The organism is Phormidesmis sp. 146-12 (assembly GCF_052939495.1).
In genome coordinates this window covers 1-12,183 of the sequence record NZ_JBJPHS010000152.1, presented here as the reverse complement: position 1 = coordinate 12,183, position 12,183 = coordinate 1, and the positions used below count along the sequence as shown (strand labels likewise).

Here is a 12,183-nt window from a genome sequence, read left to right as displayed (position 1 = left end):
TGACCCAGGAGCAGAACTGCTCCCACAGGTTGGCGCTTTCGCGTCTCTGTAGTGTTGTCGTCATGGTGAATAATTACGGGGCAATGTTCCTGGTGGAACGGAATGTATGCCATTACAATAACGGGATTGTTAAGAAATGTATAGTATGACTTCTCTGATGTTTGTGATAAGTAATGCTTATATTTTTAGTTTTGACTGGTCATAGAAGGGCGATCGCAACCCGTTCTAACAAGTCCTGATGTGGAATACGGTTCTTGAAGAGGCGCTGCCTTATTTGATGGGGAGGAGGGGTTCTCTTTTTGAAGAACTGAGTAGCGATCGCCGCCGCAGTCTCACTAGAACGTTGACTCTCCGTCTAAACCGTGTGAATTGTGCATCATCTAATTGAGTTTTTTGCCACGATTCTCGATTCACGATTCGCTGGTGCCAGGACTTTATTTGAGGACAAGCAGCCAGCGAAATCCCTAGTCGAGGAAGCAAGGGAACGATCGTTCCTGCAACAATATCTGCAAGCGTGAGTTGATGACTGCCAAAGTGGGGACGATCGCTCAGCAGCATACCCAAAAAACTCAGCACTTGATTAACCTGTTGAGTTGCTTGCTCAAACTGAGGAGACGCTTCACTTTCGCAAATCAAAGTAATCACTAAGTAATCACTAAGTAATCACTTCTGGGAAAAGCTCATTGACAGTAACCATTTGGGTCATGCGAACGATCGCCAATTCTTGTGCGTCTTGGGGTAAAAGTGAAGGCGTTGGATACTTTGCTTCCAGGTAATCGAGAATCGCTAGAGACTCAATAACTGTGAAACCATCGTCAACGATCGCTGGAATGTGATGAAACGGATTGACAGTAAGAAATTTTGGCTGCAATTGATCGCCGTTTAGCTGCACTGACACTGGCTCAAATGGAATGTCTTTTTCGAGTAGCGCCAGCCAGACTCGACGAACATTGGGCGACAGCGGATTGTAATAAAAGGTCAGCATTCAAGGTTTTGGCAAGAGAAAAGGCGCTGCTGATTGGAGGGATGAATCTGTGAGAAGTGTTAATCTTTTTGCCTCCTAAATCTTCCAATTTTGGGGGACTTTGAACCTTGGGTTTCCCGCCGCTTTGGGGCAATTCATCCCCTAATTCAGCCCTGATTCAGCAACGCTAGAGAAAAGGAAGATCGGTGTTCTCAAGTTAGCAAACCAGCGCATTGGAGATTTTGGTTTCAATTTTTGGTGACTTCTTGTAGGGTGCTTACAGAGTTGATCGCACTTTTTAGAACAAAATTTTTAATCTGAGAAGATGCCTGGTTAAACCTTGAGAAAAATCGAGGACTATATAATTAGCTCGTCTTTTGTGACAATAAGTTTCAACCTGACCCTGTGTGAGTTGCGTTAAGTCCAATGCTGCAAAAAAAAGATTCCTCAATTCTCAAGTGGGCGCTACTGGCTGCCCTGGTCACGACTGCCCCTCCGATCGCAGCGACGATCGCACCTGTTGTAGCCCAGACAGCGAGTCCTTCTCCAACCTTTTCGCTGCCAACCACAGTTCCCAAAGGCACGACTGTGAGAATTGACGGCTCAAGCAGCATGGCCGCAGTCAACCAGGCTCTCAAGCAGCGCTTTGAAACTCAATTTTCTGGAACAGCCGTAAATGTCGGATATGCAGGCACCCCTGCTGCTCTCAAAGCCCTGACCGATGGAAAGGTAGATTTGGTGGGAATCGGTCGCTCTCTGACCGCAGAAGAGAAAGCGCAGGGGTTAGTGTCCGTTCCGGTGGGGCGAGAAAAAATTGCGATCGTCGTCAGCACAGAGAATCCGTTTAACAAGAGTTTGACGATTCATCAGTACGCTAAAATCTTTCGCGGCGAGATTACAGATTGGTCAGAAGTTGGGGGCGCTCCGGGTGCGATTCGGGTGATTGATCGTCCCGAAGTTAGCGATACTCGGCAGGCTTTTCGTAACTATCCTGTTTTCAAAAGTGCTGAATTTAAAACAGGCACGACGGCCCAACCTGTTGCGGAAGACAGTACGGGAACAGTAATTCCTAAACTGGGAACCGATGGAATTGGGTATGCGATCGCCAGTCAAGCGCTTGACACTCCAGGAATCCGACCGCTTTTGATGCACAACACGCTGCCTGATGATCCCCGGTATCCCTTCTCACAGCCTTTGGCTTACGTTTACAAAGGAACGCCCAGTCCAGCAGTTGCCGCATTTTTGGGCTACGCAACCGCATCCGATGGACAGCAAGCCATTCAGTCTGCAAAAGCAGATCCAGGCGCGATCGCCGCAGGAAGTCTAGGCGCAGCAGGCGTTGCCAGCTCACTCAATGCTGCTGCTAGTCCAGTAGCCAGCCCAGCCGTGTCTCCTAACGCAACGGCTTCTCCCAGTCCGGTCGTTTCTCCGACGGTTGCCGCTCCTAGCCCAACGGCTTCCCTAGAGGTGGCGCAGGCTCCTTCAACCGGAGGCACCGTAGGGGCACTTAGTCCAACCAACGAGGGAGGAGTTCCGCCGTGGCTGTGGTGGCTGTTGCCATTAGGGTTGATTGGACTGCTGCTGTGGTGGCTGTTTGGTAAGAGAGATTCAGAATCAGAGACGATCGCTCCCCCGACTTCAGAGGTGACCCCGCCCATTTTGCCTAGTGAATCCAGCCCCCCTAGCGAAACGGTTGACCCTGCTTCTAGAGCGGGATCGGTGATCAATTCAGATAGAGCCGCAATTGCAGAAGTTCAGCCCGCTTCTGGAGCGACTGGCAGTATTTCTCCCGAACTTTTAGGGGGTGCAGCGCTGGGAGCAGGTGCGTTGGGGATGGTGGGAGACGATCGCGCTTCAACTGATCTGACAACCTCTGAAATTGAGGGGGAACCTGCCGCGATCGCTGATTCAAGCATTGATAGCTCGATAGACGTTACGCCTGTAGAAGGGGAGTTGGTTGCTCCAGAGCTTTTAGACGGTGAATCGTCAGCGACAACTGCGTCTTCTCCAAATCCCGGACTGTCTCTGACAGATGTCGGAGCGATCGCAGGAGGAGCCGCCCTGGTAACGGGAGCCGCCTGGGTAACTCGCTCTGGTCAAAATCCGTCTTCTGCCTCACCAGACTTAGAAGCGTCAACGCTGGAGACGGCAAATTTAAATGAGGAACCCCTTGTTACCCTGGACACGATTACAGAATTGGATGAGCTAGAAGCGATCGTGGACGCGGATTCTGAAGGAACCGTAAATGAATCAACGACCGTGACAGTGGACGAAGACGCAACGGTATTAGACCTTTCGGAGGCAGAGGTCGCCATTGTTGAGCCTTCGACGTTGGGAGTGACCGAAGGAGTTGGGGGCGTTGCGCCAGGGTTGCCTGGAGTGGCGGCGATCGTCGGAGGTGCCGCCCTTACCGCAGGAGCGGCCGCCTGGTCGTTGCCAACCGATCGTTCTCAAGCGACTGTCGAAGCTGCCAAATTTGATGTTGGACAAACTGACCTCACCAGTGAAACGTTAGCCACCGTCGATGAAGGACTGCCTGACTTGCCCGATGGCTATGGAGAGAGCCGAATTGTCCTGTTACCTCGCGACCCTCAGTGGGCTTACGCCTATTGGGATGTGCCGATCGAACACCGAATGCAACTCCGACAGCAGGGCGGTCAAAATCTCGTTTTGCGGCTTTATGACGTGACCGATGTTGACCTTGATCATCAAAAGCCACATAGCTTGCAGCAGTTTGATTGTGATGAGTTGGCGCGAGACTGGTATCTTGCAATTCCAGTGAGCGATCGAGAGTATCTGGCTGAGATTGGCTATTTGACGGCTGACGGTCGCTGGTTGATGTTGGCGCGATCGCTTCCGGTGCGAATTCCGCCGATCTACCCGTCTGACTGGTTTGAAGATCAGTTTTCGACGATCGCCTGGGAAGAAGATCTGCGCGGCAAGACGTTTCTGGAGTTGGTGCCACCGGGGACTCGTGCTGCGGCAATGCCAACCAATCCTATTTACGAGAAAATCTTTGGCATGGCTCAAGGGGTCGAAGCTCAACGGATTGCAGGTTCGCTGTTTGGCTCGATGCAACAGGTGCCTCAACAGGCAATCAGCTCGTTTATCTTCCCGTCGGGTGTGGGAATGGGGATCGCTCCTGGTGTTGGGCTGCCAAATCTGCCTGGCATGGGGATGTCGGGAATTGGCATGTCGGGAATTGGCATGTCGGGAGCCGGATTTGGGGCATCAATGCCGCCGATTCGTCCTCGCAAATTTTGGTTAGTGGCTGATGCTGAACTGATTGTTTATGGGGCGACGGAACCGGATGCCAAAGTGACGATCGCTGGACAACCTGTGAAACTCAACCCCGATGGCACTTTCCGCTTTCAGATGTCCTTCCAGGATGGCAGGCTCGACTACCCAATTTTGGCCGTCGCTGCGGATGATGAACAGACCCGATCGATTCACATGAACTTCACCCGCGAAACGCCACGTCGGAATACGAACACAAAGGACGAGGCGACGGATGAGTGGTTTTAGTGGACGGAGGTTTTTCGCTTCGGTGTTTAGTTCTTCTGTCTCCCAAACTGCCAATTCTGGAGGACTTTAAGATAAGAGTTCGGCTTAAAGTTGCTTAAGTTTTGGGGATACAAACTTTCTAAAGGGCAGGAGTCGGAAAAAGTACTACTTCTGGCCTTTAAAGTACTACTTCTGGCCTTTGCTGGTTTAGGAGAGGTACTTGTCTAAAAATGGCAGAATTCCCTGGGCTAATTCTTCGGGGTATTCTTCGTGGAGACCGAGAGAACCGGGCATCCGATGAACTTGCACGCCCGAAAAGTGAGCCAGCACTTCTACTTCGGCGCGAGATTTGTGAGGCATTTTTTCACCAATCACCATCAGAACGGGAATCGGTAGCGGCTGAAATAAATTGAACCACGCTTCTCTTTTTTTGACCGCATCTAACGCACCTGTGACAAAGGCTGCTGAGGCAAATCGGGCGTTTCGGCGTTTGGTGGTTTGCCACTTTTGGCGAATTAAGTCTGGTGTAATGTTCTGCTTTTCTGCAAAAACGTGCCGACCGTACATCAACTTTAAGAAGCCACGGGTTGTATTCAAAAAGTAGAGAAGTTGACCGACGATCGGCAAATTAATCAAAAGCTGCAAAATTCGATAAAAGCGGCGGTGTTCTCCCATTGCAGTTGGTAGCGGCCCGCGCCAAGTTGGAGACACTAACACCACCCAGCGCCAGGGAGGAGCCGAACTGCGATAGGCTTTTGCGGCGATCTCCATCACGTAGGCGGCCGAATGTCCAGCAGCCACGACGACGACAGGTTCAGAGAAGATGGTCTGAATGAAATTGCGTAAAAAAGATTCGTAAAGTGCAGGTGTGTGAGCGATCGCCAGCCGCGAAGAGTCGCCAAACCCCACCCAATCGAGCGCAACGACCTGATACTTTTGAGACAGCCGTTGGGCCAGTCCGCGCATTTCCGATCGACTCGAAACGCTGCTCAGAGACGGTAACAATAAGATGGGCTTTCCTTCTCCCAGGACTTCATACGTGGTCACGATCGGCTTGTCTTTCCAGTTCCAGTAATGCTCTTTGACACTGCCGCCGATTCCGCCTTTTGAAGCCACGACCGCATCTGTAGGATTGTTGCCCGTCACAGTTTTTTCGTCCTCAAAGCGCTCAAATAATGGAAGATCCCCTGAACCACGATACGCTGTTCTTTCGCCTTTGCACATGGGGATTGGAGAAAATCAAGTTAGGACGATCGCTCACTGCTAGAAATTTTCTCAAGAAGCCAACAGTCCCCATTACTATTTGAAGAGGTGTCTCGTTTATTTAGAAAAACTGCTGCAACTAGAAGCCTCTCTCTTCGATAGGAGACTCGCATGGCTGACGTGTTCATTTCATATTCGCGCAAAGATAAGGACTTCGTGAGAGCGCTTCATGCGGCGCTGGTTCAGCAAAATCGCGAAACTTGGGTCGATTGGGAAGACATTCCACTGACGGCTGACTGGTGGCAAGAAATCCAATCTGGAATTGAGGCCGCTGATACGTTTGTGTTTGTGGTCAGTCCCGATTCGATCGCCTCAAAAGTCTGTCGAGAGGAGATTGATCACGCCGTCAAATGTCATAAACGACTGGTGCCGATCGTGCATCGTGAGGGGTTTGACACTCAGCAGATTCATCCGGCTTTGGCGAAACACAACTGGTTATTTTTTAGAGCAGAAGATAACTTTGAGCAAGCGTTTCGGTCGTTGGTGACGGCGATCGACACCGATTTAGAATACGTCAAACAACACACTCGCATGTTGGTCAGAGCGATCGAATGGGAGACGCAAAATCGCAATTCTGATTTACTTTTACGAGGCAGTGAGTTGACGGCGATCGTCCAACGTTTATCAGACATTGAAGCCAAAGAGCCGCGCCCAACTGGTCTGCAACGGGCCTATGTGATGGCCAGTTTGGAGGTCGAAAATGCTCGACAAACGCTAGAAATTCGGCGACAGAGAAATCAAACGATCGGGGTTGCGGTTTTCTCGATTTTTTCGCTGTCTCTGGCTGCTTATGCGTTTCAGCAGCGTGGGTATGCGATTCAACAGCGGCAAGTTGCTTATGAGCAAAACAAAATTGCCTTTGCTCGTCAGCTTGCCTCTCAAGCCAATCGAGAAACCAGTCAAGAAAATGCGCTGCTGCGACAAGAAAATTTGCAGGCTGCCCAGGGAGTCTTGACCTTAAAACTGGGACTGGATGCCCTGCCTGCCAATGCGCTTGCGCTCTTGAGTGGACTCGACCCCAAAATTGTCGAATTGAGTCCTGATGGCAACTATATAGCGGCGATCGGTGCCGATACGACGTTACTCGTCTGGCATGTGACAAGCGGCAACCTGATTTTTAGCCAAAAACAACGCCAAACGGTGAAGATTAAATTTAGTCCAGACTCTCAGCTTTTGACCTGTGCGCGGGCTGACGGCAGTTTGGAGATTTGGAAAGTCGCACCTCAAGCGTTCGAGTCAATTAGAGAATTTCGGGCACATTCTCAAACGTTAACGGCGATCGCCTTCAGTTCCAACGGTGAATATTTGGCAACGGCAAGCCGCGATCGCACGGTCAGCGTTTGGTCTTTGGATGGCACACTGATGTACAGGTTGTCGCAGTCAAGGGCCGTCAGTTCTGTTGCATTTAGCCCAGATGCACGGAAGCTTGTGACCGCGAGTAATGATCCGATCGCGCGTGTTTGGGATAGCAAAACGGGTCAGCAAATTGCCTGTCTTCAGCATGAACAAGATGTGAGATTAGTGGCATTTAACCAAAATGGTGAGTATTTAGGGACGGTGAGCGGCGATACGATCGTTCGAGTTTTTTCTCAAGGGGCGATCGAGGAAAGCGGCAAAACTCAGTGTTAGAAAGCTGTCAATTTGGGCGTTGCTGATTGGAGGGATGAATCTGTGAGAAGTGTTCATCTTTTCGCCCCCTAAATCCCCCAATTTTGGGGGACTTTGAACCTTGGGTTTCCCGCCGCTTTGGGGCAATTCATCCCCTGATTCAGCAACGCCAGTTTTTTCGCTGCGTTGATTAGACCTTCTGCCTCCCAATCTGCCAATTCTAGGGGACTTTGAATTCGAGTGGTGATCAGTCAGCATTCCGGAGAGCGTTTCTGATACGGTGAAATAAATGCTACTGGCCTATTGGAGAAAAGCGCATGGCTGACGTTTTCATCTCCTATTCTCGTAAAGATAAACCATTCGTTCAGGCGTTGTATACGGCACTGAGCAAACAAGATCGTGAGGTTTGGATCGATTGGCAAGACATTCCTCTGACGGCTGATTGGTGGCAGGCAATTGAAGCTGGAATCGAAGCCGCTGAGACGTTTGTGTTTGTGATCAGTCCTGATTCGATCGCGTCTCAAATCTGTTGCAAAGAGATTGCTCATGCAGTTCGTCATCACAAGCGATTGGTGCCTGTGGTTTGGCGGGATGATTTTGACATTGAGCGGGTTTATCCGACGCTGAGAAAGCACAATTGGCTATTCTTGCGATCGCAAGATGATTTTGAAACGGGACTGCGATCGTTGCTAAAAGCCATCGACACGGATCTGGATCATGTTCGGCAACACACTCGACTTTTGACTCATGCGATCGAATGGCAAAACAAAAACAAAAATCCAGATTTGTTACTTCAAGGTAGTGAGTTAGAAGAAACGATTCAATGGTTGACGCAGAACGCTGAAAAGGAGCCACGATCGACAGATTTGCAACGCGAATACATTAACGCCAGCCGCAAAGCTGAAATTGCTGAACAGGAAGCAGAAATCGATCGACAAAAAGCTGAAGTTGCTAAACAAAAAAAATTACGTCAGGCGACCAATGCAGCGTTGATTGCTGTGATGAGTGGTTTGGTGATTGCTACAGGATTAGGAATCTTTGCATTTCGGCAATACCAGACCGCAGAAACGAGTCGCAAAATTGCCAGAGTGAATGAGATAAAAGCCCTCAGCACGTCCTCGAATGCGTTGTTTCACTCCAATCAAGATTTGGATGCGTTGGTGACGGCATTAAAGGCGGTTAGTTTGGTGCAGTCCTCAACCTGGGCGGATTCTGAGACTCAAAATCAAGTGCGATCGACCTTACAACAAGCAATCTATGGTGCCCAAGAACAAAACCGCATTGAGGGAAAACCGGGGGTGACGATCGCCAATTTCAGCCCCGATGGAAAACTGGTGGCAATGGGCAATGCTCAAGGAGAAGTGAAGCTACAAAGTACTGATGGTCAGAAACTTCAGACGCTTAAAGGACATTCCGACCAGATCACGGGTTTGAGTTTTAGCTCCGATGGAAAAAAGCTGATCACCGCCAGTAAAGATGGCACGATCAAACTTTGGAGCATCGACGGCAAAGAATTGAAGTCTTTTGAAATGAGAGGTGCTGGAGCGTTTCGGTTTAGCCCCGATGGGAAGACTTTTATCTTTAGCACTTCAACGGGTGCAATTAAGCTGTGGAGTTTAGAGGGTCGAGAACTGCTCAATCTTCGGAGTGTTTACCCCAACGATCTTGCTTTCAGTCCCGATGGGAAAACGATCGCCGCAGCCGTTGACAAAACGGTGAAACTTTGGGACATGCAAGGGCGGTTAATCAAAACCTTGAAGGGGCACAAAGCCGATGTGACTAGCGTTGGGTTTAGTCCTGATGGCAAGACGGTTCCTTCGGAGTTGCGCGGAGCGCTAATCGCGACTGCCAGCCTGGATAAAACCGTCAAGCTTTGGAGCCGAGAAGGTCGTTTGTTGCAATCGCTGCGAGATGGTAGTTTGGCGACCGATAGTAATTGGATTGCAAGAGTCCAGTTTAGCCCCGACAGCAAACGGATTGCGATTACGACTTATGGACGCACGATCGAGATTTGGACAGTAGATGGGCAAAAACTCAAGACGATCAATGAAATGAACAGTCAGGCGATGAGCGTCAAGTTTAGCCCAGACGAGAAAACGATTACTTCTGCTAGTTGGGAAGGAACGATCAGAGTTTGGAATCTGCAAGATCAGCAACTCAAAATGCTGTCAGGAAAGAGCGTTGGTGGAATCAAAGTAATTGAATTTAGCCCAGATGGAAAGGTCATTGCGATCGCTGGAGAGAACGGACGGGTGAAATTGTTGAAACGCTCAGGGCAAGAAATTAAAACATTCGCTGCACACGAAAAGATTGTGACTCAACTTCGGTTCAGCCTAGATGGGAAAACCCTGCTCACCAGCAGCGATGGCTACACAACCTATCCCGACTCGTCACTGAAACTTTGGACATCTGATGGTCGCCTCCTCAAAACGTTTAGAGGACAGCCATCAGGCATTCCTGAACTGAGCCTCAGCCCTGATGGTCAAAGCGTGGTGACTGGGGACTATGTAGAATCTGGGCTGCGGCTGTGGAGCCTGCAAAGTCAGAAATTCCAGATCTTTAGAGCACACAACACCTCTATCAACAGTGCTCAATTTAGCCCCGATGGGAGAACGATCGCCTCGGCGGATGAACGGGGCACCATTCAGCTATGGAATCTCAAGGGTCAAGTTCTCAAGTCTTGGAAAGGGCACAGTGATTGGATTGGTGCAGTGCGCTTTAGCCCCGATGGTCAGTGGTTGGTGTCGGGTGGAAACGATTCCACTATCAAATTTTGGAATCTGAATGGACAAGAACTTAAAACGCTGAAAGGACACACGGCTAGAATTCAGGATTTAAAATTTAGTCCAGATGGTAAAACACTGGTGTCTGCCAGCAAAGATAAAACGATCAAATTTTGGAACCTGGAAGGACAGGAGCTGAAGACGATCGAAGCAAATGAGACCACTGACATTAGCAGCATTGCATTTAGTCCAGATGGTCAACTTCTCGCCTCAGTGAATAATGACAATAAAATTAGCTTTTGGAATACTGAAACATCAGATTTTAATCGTTTGGTCACTCGTAGCTGTGATTGGCTCAAAGATTACCTGATCAATCACCCTGAAACGCTAAAAGACATCACGACGTGTCAAAATTCTACACTTCTAGCTCAAGCTTCTGCAACATTAGTGAGACGGGGAGAAGAATCTGCAAAAACTGGAGACGTAAAAGCAGCGATCGCTCAGTTTCAACAAGCCAAAGAATGGAATCCTCAACTCGATTTGAATGCTGAGACAATGGCTCAACGATTGGCCGATCGAGGCGAAGGAGAACGCCTGATTTCAGAAGGGGAAGACCTGGCGAAAGCTGACAAAGTTGAAGAAGCGATCGCTAAATTCCAAACCGCTCAAAAGCTAGGTGCTGACCTAAACTTCGATCCGAGACTCAGAGCTAGACAGGTTGCAGCCGTTTCTTTGATTACAAAAGCGGAAGAATTGGTGCAACAGGGAGAAGTCAAACAAGCGATCGCTCACTTCGACCGCGCCAAATTACTCGCCCCCACGCTCAAAATCTCCGTTGATTCTTGGGACGATCTCTGCTGGTATGGCAGTCTTCATGGACAAGCCGCCCAAGTGATGGATGCCTGCGAAAAAGCCGTCGCCTTCTCACCCCCTGCCGAAGTGGGATATCACCGTGACAGCCGTGGAGTTGCTAGAGCCATGATGGGCGACCGAACGGGAGCGATCGCAGACTTTGAGGCTTACATTGCCTGGACAAATAACCCCTCAAATCGGCCCAAACGCAAACGCTGGATCGCCGCACTCAAAAAGGGCAAAAATCCCTTCACTCCCAAAGAGATCGAAAGTTTGCTTTATTAACGTGAATTCGATGAAGTTTTTTTGCTTCGTTTTTGGGCAGCAGATCTCAACAACGCAGCAAAAACTATTTTTGAACATTGCTGAAACAGCTACTTGACGAGAATCAAAATTCCAGATATTCTCTCAAATCAAGGACATCTTTTCGTTATGGGAAAGTCGTCTGGTCGCCCAAAAAATCTAGTCTGTCGCCGCCCAACGTTGTTACCAGCAACAGAGGGCAGCTAACCCACGAGACTGTACAGGCAGTCCGGAGGGCTAATGGAGAATTTTATCACTCCCTTGGCCGCTCTGACTTGTTATGACCGTCGGGGCGGCTAGTTTTTTGGGTTTCTTCGGAGACCTAAATTTGGAGTAATTACGATGGCACGTCTTTTGAACGCTGGCTTTTGGCTGTGCGATTTCGCCTACGCATTTTTAGAAGCAATTCAACTTCGATTTCTTCCCGATTCTATTCCCCGATTCATTCCGTTTCGCGTTTCGTCTCTTGTTCCGTTACAGGATCTTTTACCTGATACTGCCATTCCTCACTCTGATGAGTTTGAAATCCTGCGGGTGCTAATTATCGGTTCCTCAGACGGTGTGACGGAGACGATTCAAAACCTACACGTTCGACGATTCGCGAATGCCACCGATTGGAGTCCTTTGTTACCTGCCCCCTCGTTTGGCGAAGTGATGAGCATTCTGACCCGACAGCGCCAAAAATTGGAAGACGGTGGATCGCAAATTTAATGAGCGATCGCTTTCAACACAACCTGAATCTAAACCAAAAGCCTTCTCTCAACGTGAATTCGGTGAAATCTTTCGCCAGGTGATCGCTCTGGGCAGCCCCCTAAATCCCCCACGAGTGAGGGACTTTGAGCAAAAAATCCCGGCCGGAAGTCCCCCAGATTGGGGGGTTGGGGGGCGAAAGTGCTGAATCACGAAGCGAAAAATCTCTGTCGAATTCACGCTAAACTAAAAGCCTTCTCTTAACGTGAATTCGGT

At 49.5% G+C, this 12,183-nt stretch carries 7 protein-coding genes; 4 read left to right on the top strand and 3 right to left on the bottom strand.

All coding sequences use genetic code 11. The features are described 5' to 3' along the window. Nucleotides 1-270: 270 nt before the first annotated feature. A complete protein-coding gene (locus tag ACKFKF_RS31985) occupies nt 271-645 on the bottom strand; it encodes a glutathione S-transferase family protein (protein WP_446871429.1) in 375 nt (124 codons plus the stop codon). A 10-nt stretch (nt 646-655) separates the two neighbouring features. Then, the gene (locus ACKFKF_RS31980) at nt 656-985 is read right to left on the bottom strand and encodes a glutathione S-transferase family protein (RefSeq protein WP_446871428.1); all 330 of its coding nucleotides are present in this window, start codon (nt 983-985) and stop codon (nt 656-658) included. Nucleotides 986-1,390: 405 nt separating this feature from the next. Between ACKFKF_RS31980 and ACKFKF_RS31975 the strand changes: the two genes are divergently transcribed. Further along, the gene (locus ACKFKF_RS31975) at nt 1,391-4,489 is read left to right on the top strand and encodes a DUF4912 domain-containing protein (protein ID WP_446871427.1); all 3,099 of its coding nucleotides are present in this window, start codon (nt 1,391-1,393) and stop codon (nt 4,487-4,489) included. 186 nt (nt 4,490-4,675) lie between these two features. On the opposite strand, the gene ACKFKF_RS31970 is transcribed toward ACKFKF_RS31975, so the two are convergent. Next, nucleotides 4,676-5,692 (bottom strand): alpha/beta fold hydrolase, encoded by a 1,017-nt coding sequence (locus tag ACKFKF_RS31970; RefSeq protein WP_446871425.1) that lies wholly within the window; start codon nt 5,690-5,692, stop codon nt 4,676-4,678. Nucleotides 5,693-5,842: 150 nt separating this feature from the next. Between ACKFKF_RS31970 and ACKFKF_RS31965 the strand changes: the two genes are divergently transcribed. From ACKFKF_RS31965 to ACKFKF_RS31955, 3 genes are all read left to right on the top strand, one after another. Further along, nucleotides 5,843-7,360 (top strand): toll/interleukin-1 receptor domain-containing protein, encoded by a 1,518-nt coding sequence (locus ACKFKF_RS31965; protein ID WP_446871424.1) that lies wholly within the window; start codon nt 5,843-5,845, stop codon nt 7,358-7,360. Between the two features lie 296 nt (nt 7,361-7,656). Continuing rightward, a complete protein-coding gene (locus ACKFKF_RS31960; protein ID WP_446871423.1) occupies nt 7,657-11,199 on the top strand; it encodes a WD40 domain-containing protein in 3,543 nt (1,180 codons plus the stop codon). A gap of 360 nt (nt 11,200-11,559) precedes the next feature. After that, nucleotides 11,560-11,928, top strand: coding sequence for a hypothetical protein (locus ACKFKF_RS31955; RefSeq protein ID WP_446862586.1), 369 nt, complete (start codon nt 11,560-11,562; stop codon nt 11,926-11,928). Nucleotides 11,929-12,183: the final 255 nt, after the last annotated feature.